The organism is Polymorphospora sp. A560, assembly GCF_045781765.1.
Classification (GTDB): Bacteria; Actinomycetota; Actinomycetes; order Mycobacteriales; family Micromonosporaceae; genus Polymorphospora; species Polymorphospora lycopeni.
The window spans coordinates 1,999,925-2,017,454 of the sequence record NZ_CP122282.1 but is presented as its reverse complement, the minus strand read 5'-3'; the positions used below and the strand labels follow the sequence as shown (position 1 = coordinate 2,017,454).

Annotated in this window: 18 protein-coding genes; 6 read left to right on the top strand and 12 right to left on the bottom strand. The window is 71.8% G+C overall.

Going from position 1 to position 17,530, the window contains the following annotated elements; genetic code table 11:
- Nucleotides 1-85: 85 nt before the first annotated feature.
- The 3 genes from QCD66_RS09235 to QCD66_RS09225 are packed head-to-tail and all read right to left on the bottom strand — an operon-like array spanning nt 86 to nt 1,151.
- Entirely contained in the window at nt 86-454 is a 369-nt protein-coding gene (locus QCD66_RS09235; protein WP_375735462.1) for a lycopene cyclase domain-containing protein, read from the bottom strand.
- On the bottom strand, nt 451-780 hold the full coding sequence (locus QCD66_RS09230; protein WP_364221390.1) for a lycopene cyclase domain-containing protein: 330 nt from the start codon (nt 778-780) through the stop codon (nt 451-453). Before QCD66_RS09230 ends, QCD66_RS09235 begins: the two co-directional genes overlap by 4 nt.
- A gap of 8 nt (nt 781-788) precedes the next feature.
- Nucleotides 789-1,151, bottom strand: coding sequence for an Rv2175c family DNA-binding protein (locus QCD66_RS09225; protein WP_212821040.1), 363 nt, complete (start codon nt 1,149-1,151; stop codon nt 789-791).
- Between the two features lie 167 nt (nt 1,152-1,318).
- Between QCD66_RS09225 and QCD66_RS09220 the strand changes: the two genes are divergently transcribed.
- From QCD66_RS09220 to bfr, 5 genes are all read left to right on the top strand, one after another.
- Complete coding sequence (locus QCD66_RS09220; protein ID WP_375735463.1) at nt 1,319-1,972, top strand: hypothetical protein; 654 nt, start codon at nt 1,319-1,321, stop codon at nt 1,970-1,972.
- 115 nt (nt 1,973-2,087) lie between these two features.
- Nucleotides 2,088-4,079, top strand: coding sequence for a Stk1 family PASTA domain-containing Ser/Thr kinase (pknB, locus tag QCD66_RS09215; RefSeq protein ID WP_375735464.1), 1,992 nt, complete (start codon nt 2,088-2,090; stop codon nt 4,077-4,079).
- Nucleotide 4,080: 1 nt separating this feature from the next.
- Nucleotides 4,081-4,929, top strand: a complete 849-nt coding sequence (locus QCD66_RS09210) for a deoxyribonuclease IV (protein WP_375735465.1) — start codon at nt 4,081-4,083, stop codon at nt 4,927-4,929.
- 790 nt (nt 4,930-5,719) lie between these two features.
- Complete coding sequence (locus QCD66_RS09205) at nt 5,720-5,911, top strand: (2Fe-2S)-binding protein (protein WP_364209880.1); 192 nt, start codon at nt 5,720-5,722, stop codon at nt 5,909-5,911.
- 53 nt (nt 5,912-5,964) lie between these two features.
- Complete coding sequence (gene bfr, locus QCD66_RS09200; protein ID WP_357516065.1) at nt 5,965-6,444, top strand: bacterioferritin; 480 nt, start codon at nt 5,965-5,967, stop codon at nt 6,442-6,444.
- A 59-nt stretch (nt 6,445-6,503) separates the two neighbouring features.
- Here the strand turns inward: bfr and QCD66_RS09195 are convergent, their stop codons facing one another.
- The 5 genes from QCD66_RS09195 to QCD66_RS09175 all read right to left on the bottom strand — a co-directional run bounded on the left by QCD66_RS09195 (nt 6,504) and on the right by QCD66_RS09175 (nt 13,122).
- Nucleotides 6,504-7,547 (bottom strand): threonine aldolase family protein, encoded by a 1,044-nt coding sequence (locus QCD66_RS09195; protein WP_375735466.1) that lies wholly within the window; start codon nt 7,545-7,547, stop codon nt 6,504-6,506.
- Complete coding sequence (locus tag QCD66_RS09190; RefSeq protein ID WP_375735467.1) at nt 7,540-8,946, bottom strand: class II 3-deoxy-7-phosphoheptulonate synthase; 1,407 nt, start codon at nt 8,944-8,946, stop codon at nt 7,540-7,542. The genes QCD66_RS09195 and QCD66_RS09190 overlap by 8 nt, the downstream gene beginning before the upstream one ends.
- A 72-nt stretch (nt 8,947-9,018) precedes the next feature.
- Nucleotides 9,019-9,549 (bottom strand): hypothetical protein, encoded by a 531-nt coding sequence (locus QCD66_RS09185; RefSeq protein WP_375735468.1) that lies wholly within the window; start codon nt 9,547-9,549, stop codon nt 9,019-9,021.
- A gap of 335 nt (nt 9,550-9,884) precedes the next feature.
- Nucleotides 9,885-11,075: an elongation factor Tu gene (gene tuf / locus QCD66_RS09180; RefSeq protein ID WP_357537599.1), complete on the bottom strand. Its 1,191-nt coding sequence runs from the start codon at nt 11,073-11,075 to the stop codon at nt 9,885-9,887.
- 427 nt (nt 11,076-11,502) lie between these two features.
- Entirely contained in the window at nt 11,503-13,122 is a 1,620-nt protein-coding gene (locus QCD66_RS09175; protein ID WP_357537601.1) for a glycosyl hydrolase family 18 protein, read from the bottom strand.
- Nucleotides 13,123-13,339: 217 nt separating this feature from the next.
- Here QCD66_RS09175 and QCD66_RS09170 point away from each other — a divergent pair, with 217 nt between their 5' ends.
- On the top strand, nt 13,340-13,828 hold the full coding sequence (locus QCD66_RS09170) for a glutathione peroxidase (protein WP_375735469.1): 489 nt from the start codon (nt 13,340-13,342) through the stop codon (nt 13,826-13,828).
- Nucleotides 13,829-13,919: 91 nt separating this feature from the next.
- Here QCD66_RS09170 and QCD66_RS09165 read toward each other — a convergent pair whose 3' ends face one another.
- From QCD66_RS09165 to QCD66_RS09150, 4 genes are all read right to left on the bottom strand, one after another.
- Nucleotides 13,920-14,387 (bottom strand): DUF4259 domain-containing protein, encoded by a 468-nt coding sequence (locus QCD66_RS09165; RefSeq protein WP_375735470.1) that lies wholly within the window; start codon nt 14,385-14,387, stop codon nt 13,920-13,922.
- Between the two features lie 107 nt (nt 14,388-14,494).
- The gene (locus QCD66_RS09160) at nt 14,495-14,845 is read right to left on the bottom strand and encodes a DUF2203 domain-containing protein (protein WP_357537606.1); all 351 of its coding nucleotides are present in this window, start codon (nt 14,843-14,845) and stop codon (nt 14,495-14,497) included.
- A gap of 419 nt (nt 14,846-15,264) precedes the next feature.
- Nucleotides 15,265-16,086, bottom strand: coding sequence for a pyrroline-5-carboxylate reductase (gene proC / locus QCD66_RS09155; protein ID WP_407567075.1), 822 nt, complete (start codon nt 16,084-16,086; stop codon nt 15,265-15,267).
- A 214-nt stretch (nt 16,087-16,300) separates the two neighbouring features.
- A complete protein-coding gene (locus QCD66_RS09150) occupies nt 16,301-17,329 on the bottom strand; it encodes a 6-phosphofructokinase (RefSeq protein ID WP_364209855.1) in 1,029 nt (342 codons plus the stop codon).
- Nucleotides 17,330-17,530 lie beyond the last annotated feature (201 nt).

Here is a 17,530-nt window from a genome sequence, read left to right as displayed (position 1 = left end):
CCCGGCAAATCCGGCAAACGGAGGAGACAACCGCAAGATCGCGGGACGGGGGTGGCGGGACGGGGCGGCGGGCGGGTGGAGCGGGTCAGCTGTCGCGGCGGGGGCGGGCGCGGAGCCGCTTCAGGACGCGGCTGCCCTCGCCGGCCGCCGGGGTGCGCTGCACCCCACGCCGGCCGAGCCACACCCAGGTCGACAGGGTCAGCAGGATCAGCGCGAATCCGAAGAGGAGATCCTCCGCCGGGGCGTACACGATCCGCAGCCCGACGATCGCGTCCGGGTCGTACCGGACGATGTTCCGCCCGGTGAGCACGCCGTTGGACAGCAACTGGAAGAACACGATGATCGGGTACGTCGCCCAGAAGACGCCGCGCAGCACCAGCCGGGTACGCAGCACGAACAGGTCCACGGCCAGCGCGCCGACCACGCCGAGCAGCGCCGCGGCGGTGTAGGTCACGTCTCGTCCCCCGCCCGCCACCGCAGCACCGCCCGGACCGCCTCGAAACCGAGCACCGCGCAGACCGGTACGACGACGAAGAACAGCAGCTCGTCGACGGGCAGCCGGCCGGGCAGCATGATCCCGGTGATCTGGTCGGGGTCGAAGCTCCAGTGGCCGGCGGCGATGGCCGCGAGGTCCCAGGCGACGAAGACGACCACGACCGGCAGCAGGGTGAGCAGCAGCCGGCGCCACCGGCGCAGCACGTTGACCCGGAACACCGGCTCGAGCCAGATGGCGGCGAGCAGGCACCCCGCGAGTACCGCCAGATAGGCGAGACGTCCCATCCGCCGGCTCAGAACCCGAGTGCCTGCGCGCGCCGCTTGACCTCGGTCGCCAGGTCACCGCCGAGCGCGACCGCCGGAGTACCCGGAAGGGTGTCGTCCGGCGTGAACAGCCACCGCAGGGCCTCTTCGTCGTTGTACCCGGAGTCACGGAGCACGGTCACGATGCCGGGGAGGTGCTTGAGCACGGTGCGGTTCGCCACCAGCTCCGCCGGCACCATCCGGATGCCGTCGCGCCGCACCGCGATCAGCGCGCCTTCGCGGATCATCTGGTGCACCTTGCTGATCGTGATGTCCAGCAGTTCGGCGACGGCGGGCAGCGTCAGCCACTCCCGCGCCGGGACGTCGGAGGCGGTGGGTACGGAATCGGTCACCCGGTCACCCTGTCACGCCGTCGCCGGCCCCCACCACCGGCCCCGTGGCCGGCACCCCTCGCCCTCCCCCATGTCCCGCGCGGCCCGGTGTCCCGTCCGGACCCGGCCGCGCCCGGTCGCGCGGTGGCCCCGTACCCCTCGGGCCGGCCGCCGGAAGGATCCTCGACGTGAGCACCTGGCGGGGCGTACGCCATGAACTTGCCGGCGCGTGGCGATCGCTGCGCTACGACCTGGGCCGGCGCGAGCCCGCGGTGGGCCCGCCGGCCGGGCCGGTCCGGCCGGCGCCCGGTCCGGCGCATCCGGCGGCACCACGCCGGGCGCTGGTCGCCTCGTCGATCTGGGCGCTGGCGGTCGCCGGTACGGCCGGCACGTATCTGATGGTCGGCGGCCTGGACACGGTGCACGACGAGCGGCCGGCCGGGGCGCCCAGCCCGGCGCCGGCGGTGGCGGAACAGGGCGGCCAGGCGTCGCGGGACGACTCCGGGGCGCCCCCGGTCGTGCCGGGCGCCGGACCGACCGGTCCGGCCGGGCCGGATGCCAGCCCGTCCGCCACGCCGGACCCGGCGCAGCCGTCGCCGACGCGGGAGTCGCCGGAGTCCAGCCCGCGCCCGACCCCGAGTTGCGAGTGCCCCGACCCGAGGCCGACGACGTCCAGCCCGCACCCACCGACCTGGCCGCCGCCGTCGCCGACCGCCTCGCCGACACCGACCCCCACGCCGTCCACGTCGCCGAGCACCTCCCCGACGGCGTCGCCGACCGTCCCGCCGACGCCGACGCCGAGCGGCGAGACCAGCCCGCAACCAATGCCCGACCAGGGATGACGGCCGTCACGGCCGGTCGGTCCGCGGTCACGGCGCGGCGCGCCCCATACCGCTTCGGTACCGGCTGTGGCATCCTGTTCTGCCGTCACCCACCCGACACATAGACTGCCTGCCGATGGACATTCAGGTCGCCGACACTCTGCTTGGCTCGTTGATCGACGGGCGCTACCGCATCCGCGGGCGCGTGGCCCGCGGTGGGATGGCGACCGTGTACACCGCGACGGACGAGCGCCTCGAACGCACGGTCGCTCTCAAGATCATTCATCCGACCCAGGCGCCGGACGCCCGGGCCCGGCTCGCCGGATTCGTCGAGCGGTTCACCGACGAGGCCAAGACCATCGCCCGGCTCACCCACCCCAACGTGGTGGCCGTCTACGACCAGGGCGTGCACAACGGCCTGCCCTACCTGGTGATGGAATACGTGCGCGGCCGCACCCTGCGGGAGATCCTCATCGAGCGCCGCCGGCTCAACCCCGGCGAGGCGCTGGCGATCCTCGACCAGATGCTGGCCGCCATCGCCGCCGCGCACCGCGCCGGCCTGGTGCACCGCGACGTGAAGCCGGAGAACGTGCTGGTCGCCGAGGCGCCCAGCGGCGGCGCCGGCAACCTGATCGACAGCGTCGTCAAGGTCGCCGACTTCGGGTTGGCCCGCGCCGTCGAGGCGAGCGCCGACGAGGAGAACGGCGGCCAACTGATGGCGACCGTCGCGTACGTGGCGCCCGAACTGGTCACCGAGGGCCGGGCCGACCCGCGCAGCGACGTCTACTCCGCCGGCATCGTGCTCTTCGAGATGCTGACCGGCCGGGTGCCGTACGACGGAGACCGGCCGGTCGACGTCGCCTGGCAGCACGTCGACCGGGACGTACCGCCGCCGTCGAAGTTCGTGCCCGGCCTGCCGTCGGTCCTCGACGACCTGGTCACCCGCTCCACCCGCCGCGACCCCGGCGAACGCCCGACCGACGCCGGCGCGCTGCTGACCGAGGTGCAGGGCGCCCGCGACGACCTCGGCAACGCCAGCGTCAACACCGCCGTACTGCGCCAGGTCGCCCAGCCCACCATGGTCGTGTCGTCGGTCCAGACGACCGACCGGCCGTCGTGGGCCCGGCTCCCCGACCAGAAGGCGGCGGCACCGGCCGCCGCCCCGCAACAGCCGCGCCGCCGGCGGGCCGCCGAGCCCGCCGACACCCCGCCGCTGCCCGAACGCCTGAAGGCGATGTGGCAGGTCGTGATGAGCGACCGCCGGGGCCGCACGGCCGTGGCCGCCGCGATCGTGGTGCTGGGGCTGGTGGCGGCGCTCGGCGGCTGGTGGTTCGGCGTCGGCCGCTACACCGTGGCACCGGAACTGGTCAACATGTCCAAGGCCGCCGCCGAGGAACAGGCCGCCCGGGGCGGCTTCACCATCACCTGGGGCGATCCGCGACACGACGAGAACATCGAACGCGACGTGGTGCTCAGCCAGGACCCGCCGACGAGCGAACGGATCCTCAAGGGCGGCACCATCACGCTCGTACTCTCCCTCGGCCCGGAGCGCTACCAGGTGCCCGACGTGGTCGGCAAGACGTTCGACCTGGCCCAACTCGACCTGGAGAACGCCCAGCTGAAGGTGACCAAGGGCGCCGACCGGTACGACAACAACCTGCCGGCGGGCACCGTCATCGCCGTCGACCCGGCGGTCGGCACCGAGGTCAAGCCCGGCGACGAGATCACCGTCTTCGTCAGCAAGGGACGCGCGCCGATCACCGTCCCCAACCTGATCGGCAAGAGCGTCGCCGAGGCCCGCAACATCCTGGCCGGGCTCAACCTGGTCGCCCGCGAGTCGTACGTCGACTCCGACCAGCCGAAGGACCAGGTCCTGCGGCAGGAACCGGCCGACGGGGCCGGCGTGGAACGCGGCGCCGAAGTCAAGATCGACGTCAGCAAGGGGCCACCGGCCGTCATCGTCCAGCGGGTCATCGGCATGCCGTGCCCGCAGGCCAAGGCCGCCCTGGAGGCACAGGGCCTGACCGTACGCGTCGACTTCAACCCCAACGGCACCGTCGCCTACCAGCAGCCGGGCGAGAACTCCGAGGTGCCGCCGGCCACCGAGATCGCCATCGGATGCTTCTGACATGGCGGTGACCAGGCCCGTCGGCTCCCACACGCCCACCGCCGGCGGCCTCGCCAAAGCGGCCCTGCCGTACGTCGACGCCGCCGGCGCCGAAGCCGTACAGGTCTACGTCGGCAACTCGCGCGGCTGGGCGCTGCCGCCCGGCGACCCGGCCCAGGACGAACTGTTCCGGGCCGGGTGCGCCGAACGCGGCATCCCGGCATACATCCACGCCTCGCTGCTGGTCAACATCGGGTCACCGACCCCTGCCACGGTCGAACGATCGGTGGCGACGCTGGCGCACGCGCTCCAGCGGGGCGCCGCGATCGGCGCCACCGGAGTCGTGTTCCACGCCGGCAGCGCCGTCGACGCCACCCACACCGACGCCGCGATGCGCCAGGTACGCGAGGCGCTGCTGCCCCTCCTCGACCGGGCCGCCACGGACGGCGGCCCCAAACTGCTCGTCGAGCCGAGCGCCGGCGGCGGCCGCTCGCTGGCGTCGAAGGTCGAACACCTCGGCCCCTACCTCGACGCCGTCGACCGGCACCCGTGGCTCGGCGTCTGCTTCGACACCTGCCACGCCTGGGCCGCCGGACACGACCTCGCCCGCCCCGGCGGCATGACCGCGACCCTCGACTCGCTGGTGGCGACCGTGGGCGACGACCGGCTGTGGCTCGTACACGCCAACGACTCCCGCGACACCTGCGGGTCCACCCGCGACCGGCACGAGACGATCGGCAAGGGCACGATCGGCGAGCCCGCCTTCGCGGAATTGATGCGACACCCGGCGACCGCCGGAGTCGCCGTGATCGTCGAGACCCCCAGCGAACATCACGCCACCGACATCGCCACCCTCCAGAAGCTGAGCTAGCTGGCCTCGGCTGTGTTTTCCGGCCTCGGCTGTGTTTTCCGGCCTCGCCTTCGGCTCGGCTGGCTCGCTCCGCTTCGCGCCGCCTAATTGCACCGTCTTCGCCCTGCGGGCATGACGGCTTCGCCGCATGTCCTCGGGCTCCAGACGGTGCGGCGGCGCTCGGTCGACTCGCGACTCTGGTTCCGGTCAGCCCTGTCCGCCGATTGCTTCGCCGAACGTCCCGGGTCCACGACAGGTCGCCCGGGAGGACCCGCGGGCGCTCACCCCGACGACCGCAGCGCCCGCCCGCAGCCCTGACCGAAACAAAAGGGACAACCGCTACGGCAACCTCACACGGGTGCTGCAGGGCGTGACGTTGATCTGAGCGGGAGGAACCTTACCCGCGCCGGATAAGGTCTCTCCCGCCCAGATCAACAATGGCCACCACACGCGGTTCCGACAAAGCGGACAGTGGTGGCGGGCGTCGCGACGGCGGTCACCACCGAAGAGCGGGACATTTCAACGAAGCAATCGGCGGACAGCCCTAGACCGCGACCCAAGTCGCGAGTCGACCGAGCGCCGCCGCACCGTCTGGAGCCCGAGGACCGCGCCGCGAAGCGGTCGCGGCCCGCAGGGCGAAGACGGTGCATTCAGGCGGCGCGAAGCGGAGCGAGCCGTCCGAGCGGAGCGAGGACCAGCCAGCACAGCCCAACTCCTCCGATCAGGGTGATATCTCACGGACTCCTTGCGTGAACGGCCCCCTTTAGGGCAGCCTTACTGAGGTCAGCCTAACCGCAGGAGGGCACCCCTCATGTACGTCTGCATCTGCGCGCGCGTCCGCGAAGGCGAGGTCCGTACCGCGATCCGCCTCGGCGCGCACTGCGAGGAGTCTGTCGGGGATTCCTGTGGCGCCGGCACCGGCTGCGGCACCTGCCTGGACCGCATCTGTGACCTGATCGAGGAGGAGACCGGCACCGACACGCTCGTCACGATCGCGGCCTGATCCCTACGGCCGAGTAGGCTTACCCCACAGGTAACTCTTGTGGGGGTTTTGTCATGCAAGGCGACAGCCGGGTAATCGAGTTTCTGAACGAGCAGCTCACCGCGGAACTCACCGCGATCAACCAATACTTCCTGCACGCCAAGATGCAGGAGAACTGGGGCTACACCAAGCTGGCGAAACACACCCGGCACGAGTCCATCGACGAGATGAAGCACGCCGAGGTGCTGACCGACCGGATCCTGTTCCTCGAGGGCCTGCCCAACTACCAGAAGCTCTTTGCGCTGCGGATCGGCGAGACGGTCAAGGAGCAGTTCGAGTGCGACATGAAGATCGAGGTCGAGGCGGTCGACCGGCTGCGCCGCGGCATCGAATACATGCGCTCGATCGGTGACACCACCTCGGCGAGGATCTTCGAGGACATCCTGGCTGACGAGGAGCACCACGTCGACTACCTGGAGACCCAGCTCGGGCTGATCGAGAAGCTCGGCGAGGCGATCTACCTCCAGAACGTGACCGAGCACCCCGAGGTCTGACATACCCGTACGCGAAAAAGCCGGGCCCGCGTGACGCGGGCCCGGCTTTTCGTGTGTGGTCAGCCGCGCAGGACGCGGGTCAGCACCTCGATGGCATGGTCGATGCCGGCGTCGTCGACCTCGTAGTGGGTGACCAGGCGGCCGACGTACGGGCCGAGGACCGACACGAGAACGCCTTCGGCACGGGCGGCGGCCGCCACGCCGGCGGCGTCGAGCGGCGACTTCGACAGGTCCAGCGGCACGAGGTTGGTGCGTACCGGGCCGGCCAGCACACCGAACGGCGCGATCGCCTCGGCGAGCCGGGCGGCGCGGGCGTGGTCGTCGGCGAGCCGCTCGACGTGGTGGTCGAGCGCGTACCGGCCGGCGGCGGCGAGCACGCCGACCTGGCGCAGTCCGCCGCCCATCCGCTTGCGGATCACCCGGGCGCGGGCCATCCGTTCGGCGCTGCCGACGATCACCGAGCCGGCCGGCGCGCCGAGGCCCTTGGACAGGCAGACCGACAGGGTGTCGAACAGTTCGCCGTACGTCTTCAGCGGCACGCCGTCGGCGACGTGCGCGTGCCAGATCCGGGCGCCGTCGCAGTGCAGCGCGACGCCGGCCCGGTCGGCGATGCCGCGCAGGGCACGCAGGGTGGCCAGCGGGACCACCCCGCCGCCGCCCCGGTTGTGGGTCTGCTCGACGGCGATGGCCCGGGTCGGCACCGCGTGGTAGCCGTCGGGACGGATCATCGCCGCGACCGTCTCGGGGTCGACGTCGGCGCCGACGGCCGGCCAGGTCCGGGTCGATATCCCGCCGTACGCGGCCGCGGCCGCCATCTCGTACGTCACCACGTGCGCGTCGGCGTCGCAGAGCAGTTCGTGTGCCGGCGGTACGAGCAGTTGCAGCGCGATCTGGTTGGCCATGGAGCCGGTCGGGGCCCACAGCGCCGCCTCGTGCCCGAAGAGTTCCGCCACGTGGGCTTCGAGCGCGTTGACGGTCGGGTCCTCGGCGTAGACGTCGTCGCCGACGTCGGCGGCGGCCATCGCCGCGCGCATCGGTGGGGTGGGCTTGGTGACGGTGTCGGAGCGCAGGTCGACGACGGGGCGCCCGGTCGATTCAGCCACGGAGCATCTCCGCGACCAGGAACGCCAGTTCGAGCGACTGCTGGGTGTTGAGCCGGGGGTCGCAGGCGGTCTCGTAGCGGCCCGGCAGGTCGATGTCCTGGATCGCCTGGGCGCCGCCGAGGCACTCGGTGACGTCTTCGCCGGTGAGTTCGACGTGCAGACCGCCGGGGTGGGTCTCCAGGTTCCGGTGGACCTCGAAGTAGCCGAGCACCTCGTCGACGATCCGGTCGAAGTGCCGGGTCTTGTAGCCGTTGGACGACTCGTGGGTGTTGCCGTGCATCGGGTCGCACTGCCACACCACGCGGGCGCCGGCGGCGGTCACCTTCTCGACGATCGGCGGCAGCGCGTCGCGTACCTTGTGGTTGCCCATCCGGCTGATCAGGGTGAGCTTGCCCGGGACGTTGTCCGGGTTGAGCTTCTCGCACAGCTCGATCGCCTGCTCGGGGCTGGTGCCGGGGCCGAGCTTGACCCCGACCGGGTTGGCGATCCGGGAGATGTAGTCGATGTGCGCGCCGTCGAGTTGGCGGGTGCGTTCGCCGACCCAGAGGAAGTGCCCGGACAGGCCGTACGCCCGGTTGTCGGAGACCCGGGTCAGCGCCCGGTCGTATTCCAGCGCGAGCGCCTCGTGGGAGCAGAAGAGGGTGACCTTGCGCAGTGCCTCGTCGTCGGTCATCCCGCACGCCTGGATGAACGCGAGCGCCCGGTCGATCTCGCGGGCGATCGCCTCGTAGCGCTCGCCCGCGGCCGAGCTGCGGACGAAGTCCTTGTTCCAGTCGTGCAGGCCGTGCAGGTCGGCGAGGCCACCGCTGAGGTAGGCCCGGAGCATGTTCATCGCCGCCGCCGAGTTGGCGTACGCCCGGATCATGCGCTGCGGGTCGGCGACCCGGGCCTCCGCCGTCGCCTCCAGCGAGTTGATCATGTCGCCGCGGTAGGCCGGCAGGCCGAGCGCGTCGGTCGGCGACGACCGCGGCTTGGTGTACTGCCCGGCGACCCGGGCCACCTTCACCACCGGCAGCGACGCCCCGTACGTCAGCACCACCGCCATCTGCAGCAGCGTGCGGGCGTTGGCGAGCAGGTGGCTCTCGGTGTTGTCGACGAACGTCTCCGCGCAGTCGCCGCCCTGGAGCAGGAACGCCTTGCCGTCGCAGACCAGGGCCAGCCGCTCGCGCAGCAGGTCGACCTCGTACGGCGCGACGATCGACGGCACGTTGTCGAGCACCCGGCAGACGTCGACGACGGCGGCCGGGTCGGGCCACGGCGGGGTCTGCGCCCGGGGCAGGTCGCGCCACCGGTCGAGCCCGAGGGCGGCGTCCTCGGCGGAATCGGTCGAGGGGCGGGTGGTCTGCAAGCCGGGGTTACCGACCCCGGGATGGCTCAACTGGTGCCACTCTTGGCGCATGCGAGCAAGCGTACGGCGGACACCCGTCCGGACGGTTGCCGAGGGTGCGCGTTTCGCAGCGTGAGATGGGCCCTACCGGGGGCTGGGGACCGCGCCCGGACCGGCCGGTGCCGCCGACGGGCTCGGGCCGTCCGGTGACGGCGACGGGCTGGCCGTGCCGTCCGGTGACGGCGAGGGGTACGCGGTCGGCGGCGGGCCGGTCTCCTCGTCCGCGATGCACCAGTGCCCGTCGACGTGGCTGAGGGTGAAGACCAGGCCGACCAGCCGGGGATCACCGGCGGCGGTGACCATGACGGCGGCGTCGACCCGCTGGTCGGCGCCGACGGCCTGACCGCCGGTGACGGTGGCGTCGGTGACCACGAAGTGTGCGGCGAAGTCACCGTTGGGACCGGTGGCGATCCGGTCGAAGGTGGCGTGCATACCGGCGCAGAGCTGGGCCCGGCCGGCGGCGACGTCCTTGGCCTTCATCGCGTCGAGGTAGGTCTGCACCCGCTCGCGGGCCAACTGCCCGGGGTCGGGCCCCGACGGCTCCTGCGAGCCGCAGCCGGCGAGCGCCGCCGCGAGCACGGCCCCGAACAGCACCCCGCCCCCGCCCCGACGCACACGCCCTCCCCACGACCGCATTCCGCCCGAGTCTCCCACACCCCCGCCCACCCCCCATCGACCCCCGACCGCCCCACCGCCCCCTGCCCGGCCAACCCGCCCCCTGTCCGCCCGCCCCGGCCTCCCGTCCGCCCGCCCCGGCCCGCCGATCAAGGGGATGTTCGGGGCAGAACAGGCACGTTCTGCCCCGACAAGCCCTTGATCCACGCCACGGCCCGGTCCGCCACGCGGCGGCCCGGGCCGCCGCCGCGCGACAGGTCGGGCCGCGCCACAGGTCGGGCCGCGCGACAGACCGCGCCGCGCGACGGACTAGGCCGCCGCGCGACAGGCCGGAGTCAGTCGAGCAGGGCGGTCACCGTGCCGGCGGCCACGGTGCGGCCGCCCTCGCGGACCGCGAACCCGAGGCCCACGTGCATCGCGACCGGACGGCCCAGTTCCACCGTCAGGTCGACGGTGTCGCCCGGCATGACCATCTGCGTGTCGTCGCCGAGCCGCATCGCCCCAACCACGTCGGTCGTCCGAAAATAGAACTGCGGCCGGTAGTTGGCCAGGAACGGCGTGTGCCGCCCCCCTTCGGCGGTGGTCAGGGCGTACAGCCGCGCACCGAACCGGAGGTGCGGCGTGACGCTGCCGGGCAGCGCCACCACCTGGCCCCGCTGCACCTGGTCGCGCTTGACCCCGCGCAGCAGGACGGCGGCGTTGTCGCCGGCCTCGGCGACCGGCAACGAGCGGCCGAACGTCTCCAGCCCGGTGGCGACGGTGGACAGCGTCGGGCCGAGCCCGACCACCTCGACGGCGTCGCCGACCCGCAGCGTGCCGCGCTCGATCGCGCCGGTGACCACGGTGCCCCGCCCGGAGATGGTGAGCACGTTCTCGATCGGCATCAGGAACGGTTCGCCAAGCTCGCGGGGTGGCACCGGGACGTACCGGTCGACGGCGTCGAGCAGTTCCACGACGGACGCGGTCCACCGCGGGTCGCCCTCGAGGGCGCGCAGCGCCGAGACGCGTACGACCGGGACCTCGTCGCCAGGGAAGCCGTATTCGCCGAGCAGTTCGCGGACCTCGAGTTCGACCAGGTCGAGCAGGTCCGGGTCGTCGACGGCGTCGGCCTTGTTCATCGCCACCACCAGGTACGGCACACCGACCCGCCGGGCGAGCAGGACGTGCTCGCGGGTCTGCGGCATCGCGCCGTCGAGCGCGGAGACGACGAGGATGGCCCCGTCGACCTGCGCCGCCCCCGTGATCATGTTCTTCACGTAGTCGGCGTGGCCCGGCATGTCGACGTGGGCGTAGTGCCGGGTCGCGGTCTCGTACTCGACGTGCGCGATGTTGATGGTGATGCCCCGCGCGACCTCCTCCGGCGCCCGGTCGATGCCGTCGAAGGAGACGTACCGGTTGGCGGCCGGGTCGCGGTCGGCGAGGACCCTGGTGATGGCGGCGGTCAGGGTCGTCTTGCCGTGGTCGACGTGCCCCATCGTGCCGATGTTGAGGTGCGGTTTCGTACGCGAGAACTGGCTCTTGGCCATGCTGAAGCTCCACTGTGGAGGTTCGGGGTCGGCGGGCGACGTACGCGGGCGGTTGCCGGGACCGGCACGCGTCAGAACCGCGCGGGACGGGGCCGCCAGAAGAAAAGGGGCGGCGCCGTACTGACGGGCCACCCTCCTCCGTGGTTCTGCTCGGGATGGAGGAGGGTCAGCCTCGGGTATCCGCGAACCACGCGCACACGTCGACGACGGCCGGCAGGTGTGGACCTGCGGGCCGTCCGAAGCCGACGGTGCCGAACATGGTGGTCACGGTAGGCGACAACGTCGCGGCCCGCGACCGATATTCCGGTACGACGACGCGGGGCGGGGAACCGGAAACCCGGTTCCCCGCCCCTGTGGGGATTCCTGCGTCGGCCCGCCCCCGGGCGGGACCGTCTGGTTGTCGACCCCGCCCTCGGGCGGGGCCGTCCTAGTTGAGGCCGTTACGGATCGCGGTGATCAGCTCGCCGTTGCTGGTGTCACCGGAGAGTTCCCAGAAGAACGCCCCGCCGAGCCCCTGGTTCTTGCTGTACGTCATCTTGCCGGTGATGGTGCTCGGGGTGTCGTAGCTCCACCAGTTGCTGCCGCACTTGGCGTACGCGGTGCCGGCGATGGTCGCCGTCGCCGGGCAGGTGTTCTTGAGGACCTTGTAGTCCTCGATGCCCTGCTCGTAGGTGCCCGGCGCCGGCCCGGTCGCCGTGCCGCCGGGCGCGGTCTGGGTGACGCCGGTCCAGCCGCGGCCGTAGAAGCCGACGCCGAGCAGCATCTTGCTGGCCGGGACGCCCTTGCTCTTCAGCTTCTGGATCGCCGCGTCGGAGTTGAAGCCGGCCTGCGGGATGCCGGTGTACGAGGTCAGCGGCGAGTGCGGGGCCGTCGGACCCTGGGCGTTGAAGGCGCCGAAGTAGTCGTACGTCATCGGCATGATCCAGTCGAGGTTGTTGACCGCACCGGCGTAGTCGGCCGCGTCGATCTTGCCACCGTTGCTGCCGTCGGCGGTGATCGCCGCGGTGACCAGCCGGTTCGGGCCGAACTTGGTCCGCAGCGCCGAGATCACGTTCTTGAAGGCGTTCGGGCCGCTGTTGTCACAGGTCAGGCCACACGCGTTCGGGTACTCCCAGTCGATGTCGATGCCGTCGAACACGCCGGCCCAGCGGGAGTCGTTGACCATGTTGTAGCAGGAGTCGGCGAACGCCTGCGGGTTCTGCGCGGCCTGGGTGAAGCCGCCGGACCAGGTCCAGCCGCCGACCGAGAAGATGACCTTGAGGTGCGGGTACATCTGCTTGAGCTTCTTGAGTTGGTTGAAGTTGCCGCGCAGCGGCTGGTCCCAGGTGTCGGCGACACCGTCGACGCTGTCCGCCGCCGTGAACGCCTTCTCGTAGTCGGCGTAGCTGTCACCGATGGTGCAGCGACCGCCGGTGGTGTTGGCGAAGGCGTACAGGATGTGCGTCATCTTCGCGGCGGAACCACTGGTGTGGATGTTCTTCACCTGGTAGTTGCGCTGGTAGGTGCCCCACTGCACGAAGTATCCGACGACCTTCTTGGCGCCGGGCGGCGGCGGGGTGGTCGGCGGCGGAGTGGTGGGCGGCGGAGTGGTCGGGGGTGCGGTCGTGGGCGGCGCGGTGGTCGGGGGCGGGGTGGTCGGCGGGGTGCCGCCGCCGCAGGCCGCGCCGTTGATGGTGCAGTTGGTCGGGGCCCGGTAGGCGCCGGTCCCGATGTAGCCCCAACTGGTCGAGGCACCCGCGGCGAGCGCGCCGGCCCAGCTCTTCTTGACGGCCACGACGCGGTTGCCGGTGCGGGTCACGTCGGCGTCCCAGAAGCTGCTGATCGTGGTACCGGCCGGCAGGTCGAACTCGATCCGCCAGGTGTTGACCGGGCTGCTGGTGCCGTTGGTGACGGTGACCCTGACCTCGTGACCGGAGCCCCAGTCCGAGGAGGCGGCGAACGTGGTGGTGAGGCTGCCGGCACCGAAGGCCGACGTGACCGGGACCGCGGCGACGACCAGCGCCGCCACGGCGCCGGCCCACATCGCGCGGCGCAGGGATCTCTTCATGTGGCGTCTCCCCAAACAGTTAGGAAACTTTCCAAAAAGCTAGTGAGACGCTACTCACGGATTTAACACTTCGTCAAGATGTCCATTTTTAGATTTCTGGATGTCTTGAGGTCCGCTACCGGTTCTCCTGGGGTCGACGCCGGTCGGCCGGCGCTGGCCACCATCCCTGCGACCACCACCCACCCGATCGGCCCGACCGGCCGGTAACGTCACCGTCATGACCGTTTTCGACACCGGGATCGACGCCCTCGCCGGCGGCCCCGCGAACCTCGCCCAGTACCGCGGCAACGCGCTGCTGGTGGTCAACGTGGCCTCGCGGTGCGGCCTGACCCCGCAGTACGCCGGCCTGCGGAAGCTGCACGAGACGTACGGACCACGCGGGCTGGTGGTGCTCGGCGTGCCCTGCAACCAGTTCGCCGGCCAGGAGCCGGGCAGCGCGGCGGACATCGCCGAGTTCTGCGAGGTCAACTACGGCGTGACGTTTCCGTTGACGGAGAAGGTCGACGTCAACGGGCCGGACCGGCATCCGCTCTACGTCGAGTTGGTGGACACGGCCGACGCCGAGGGGCACACCGGCGACGTGCGGTGGAACTTCGAGAAGTTCCTGATCGCCCCGGACGGTACCGTCGCGGGCCGGTTCAGCCCACGGGTGGAGCCGGACTCGGCGGAGTTGGCCGCCGCGATCGAGAAGGTGCTGCCCCGCTAGCGGGACCGACGCCCGCCCGGCCGCCGCCGGGCGGGCGGATCGGCCGGTGGCGCCGTGCAGCCCGCGACGCCCGCCAGCGGTGGTGCCCCGGTCAGCCGGCGGCGCCGGCCAGCGGGCCGCGCCGGTCGAGGGCGACCCGGATCGGCCCGAGTTCGGCCACCGCCTTGTCGAGCGCGCCGGAGTCGGCCCAGAGATCCCGCCACTCCGACTCGTCGGCGACGATCCGGTCCAGGGCCCGCACCGCCAGCGCCGGCAGGTGTTCGGGCAGGGGCAGGGACTCGCCACCGGTCAGGAAGTCCGGCGCGTACGCCGACTCGATCTTCGGCCCGCCGGGCAGCTGCGACGCGACCACGGCGGCCGCGGCGACCGCGTCGGCGGCGACGTCACAGTCGAGATACCCGCTTTCCGTCTCGACGTCGCGCAGCGCCCGCTCGACGATCCCGGCCCGTTCGGCCGGGGCGGCGTCGTGGAGCCGCCCGCTCCAGTCGGCGGCGCTGTCGTTGTCGAACGGTCCGATGTCCCAGGTGCCCAATGCCTTCTCCCCGTCTGCTCCCGCCACGCGCCGGCCGCGTGGACCGGGCCGAGGTTAGAGCAGCGGTACGACACCGGTGACCGTCGCCGGCCGGTGGGGATTCGGTGGGTGGGCGCCGGTGCCGGCGGGATGGATCAGATGCGGCGGCGGCCGGGGAAGCCGCACTCGAGGCGGTGGTACCACCGGATGTCGGTGTCCCCTTCCAACCAGCACCACAGCACCGGGCGCCCGTCGCGTTCACCGGCGAAGTCGAGCAGCACCGGGGCCAGGCCCTTGACCTGGATGTCGTGCTCGTTGAACTCCTCGACGATGCCGTGGATGCGTGCCTCGAGCCCCTTGATCTCCGGCAGTCCGCCGCGCGGGCTGCCGGCGCCGTCGGCGAGGTCGGCGCGCAGTTCGGCGAGGTCGGCGCGGAGCGTGATGAGTTCGTCGATCCGTGGGCGCAGCGTGGCGATCAGATGGCGCGCCTGGGCGATGGTGAACACGACGGACAGTATGCGCCATCCGTCGGTCGGGCAGGTTACTGGCCGTTCGCTGGCTCCACGACGGTGGAGGGTCACCGGGCCCGCGCCGGACGGCCGGCTGCCGTCCACCACAGCGGCGACCCGTCCACCGCCATCCGGAGCCGGAACGCCGCTGGACGCTCGCGCGAACCCACGACGTCGGCCGCCTCCGGGGAAGCCGCCGAGCGCCGATCCGATGGGGGGCCGGATCGGTCCTGGGCGGCTCCGGTGCCGGCGCGGGGGAAGTCGCGGCCCGGCACGGGGAGATCAGACCTCCGAAGAGTATCGATGTCGCTACCGCTAGTGATGAATTTAGTGCCCCACGGCCGCCGGGGGAATAGCCGTGGCGTGAGTGAATCGGACGCGGGCCGGACGGGCGCGGTCCGGGGCGCGTGAATGAATCAGTTCTCGGTCTGCGCGGCCAACTCGCGGGCCCGGTCGCGGGCGGCTTCGAGGGCGGCGAGCATCGCGGCGCGTACGCCGTGGTTCTCCAGCTCGCGGATCGCCGAGATCGTGGTGCCGGCCGGCGAGGTGACGGCCTCGCGCAGCTTCACCGGGTGCTCGCCGGAGTCACGGAGCATGACCGCCGAGCCGATGGCGGTCTGCACGATCAGCTCGTGGGCGACCTGGCGGGGCAGCCCGAGCAGGATGCCGGCGTCGACCATCGCCTCGACCAGCAGGTAGAAGTACGCCGGCCCGGAGCCGGACAGCGCGGTGACGGCATCCTGCTGCGACTCGGGCACCCGGATGGTCGCGCCCAGCGGCGTGAACATCTCCTCGGCCAGGGCCAGGTGCTCGGCGGTCGCGTGCGGGCCGGCCGAGATCGCCGTCATGGCCTGGTCGACCAGCGCCGGGGTGTTGGTCATGACCCGGACGACCGGGGTGTTCTCCGGCAGCCGGCGGCCGAAGAACGCGGTGGGCAGGCCGGCACACAGCGAGATCACCAGCTTGTCGGCGGGCACCTTGGGGCCGATGTCGTCGAGCAGGCTGGCGGCGTCCTGCGGCTTGACCGCCACCGCGAGCACGTCGGCCTCGACGATCGCGGTGAGGTTGTCGACGACCCGTACGCCGTAGCGGACGGCCAGCTCGTCGGCGCGCTCGGGCCGGCGGGTGGTGGCCAGGAGCTTGCCGGCCGGCCAGCCGGCGCGCAGCAGCCCGGAGAGCATCAACTCACCGATCTTGCCGGTGCCGATCACCGCCACCGTGTGGACGCCAACCGCCACGCCTGCCACCTCGTTCCGTTCCACCGGCACCGCCCGGTGCCGCACGTAGTTCCACCGCACCGCCCGGTGCCGCACGTATCAGCCTGTCAACCCGCACGACCCGGCCGGACCTCGCGCGGCGAGCCCGCGCCGTCGGGCGCGATTCGGTACCGCCACGACCTGCCCGGCCACGCCGGGTACGGCGGGCCGGGCGGGTCGCGGTGGACCGCACGGATCAGCTACCGAAGAAGACCTCGGCCTCGGTGTAGCGCTCCAGCGGGACGGTCTTGAGCTCCCGGGTCGCCTCGGCCAGCGGCACCCGCGCGATGTCGGTGCCCTGGAGGGCGACCATCTTGCCCCAGTCGCCCTCGTTGGCCGCGTCGATCGCCTGGAGGCCGAGCCGGGTGGCGAGCACCCGGTCGAAGGCGCTCGGCGTGCCACCGCGCTGGATGTGCCCGAGCACGACGGTGCGGGCCTCCTTGCCGGTCTTGGCCTCGATCTGCTCGGCGAGCCACTGGCCGATGCCGCCGAGGCGGACGTGGCCGAAGGCGTCGAGCTCCTGGTTGTGCAGGACCATCTGGCCGTCGAGCGGCTGGGCGCCCTCGGCGACGACGACGATCGGCGCGTACTGCTTCTCGAAGCGCTTCTCGACGTAGTTGGCGACCTGGTCGACGTCGAACTGCCGCTCTGGCAGCAGGATGACGTTGGCGCCGCCGGCCAGGCCGGCGTGCAGCGCGATCCAGCCGGCGTGCCGGCCCATCACCTCGACGACGAGGGTGCGGTGGTGGCTCTCGGCCGTGGTGTGCAGCCGGTCGATGGCCTCCATCGCGATGTTGACCGCGGTGTCGAAGCCGAAGGTGTAGTCGGTGGCGCCGAGGTCGTTGTCGATCGTCTTCGGCACGCCGACGACCTGCACGCCCAGCTCGTGGAGCTTGGTGGCGACACCGAGGGTGTCCTCGCCGCCGATCGCGATGAGCGCGTCGACGCCCTGCTCGGCGAGGTTGTTCTTGATCCGCTCGACCCCGTTTTCGATCTTGAACGGGTTGGTCCGGGAGGAGCCGAGGATGGTGCCGCCGCGCGGCAGGATGCCCCGGACCTCCGGAATGCCGAGGGGCCGGGTCAGCCCTTCGAGCGGGCCACGCCAGCCGTCACGGAAGCCAACGAACTCGTGACCGTAGGTGGCGACGCCCTTGCGCACCACAGCCCGGATCACCGCGTTCAGACCTGGGCAGTCACCACCACCGGTGAGCACGCCGATACGCATGATCTGCTGATCCTCCAAGAGCTAAAGGTAAGCCCATCCAAGCCCCAGGAGCGAAGTCTCGGCATCGTTGCCGGCCCGGGGCGGGCCGTCATTGCGCACTGTAGTCGCCCCGCTATGGGTGAATCCAGCGTGTCCCGCCATGATCGCCGTGATCAGGAAGCTGTGACCACGACGCGCCGACGACACGCGCGACTTGGCCCC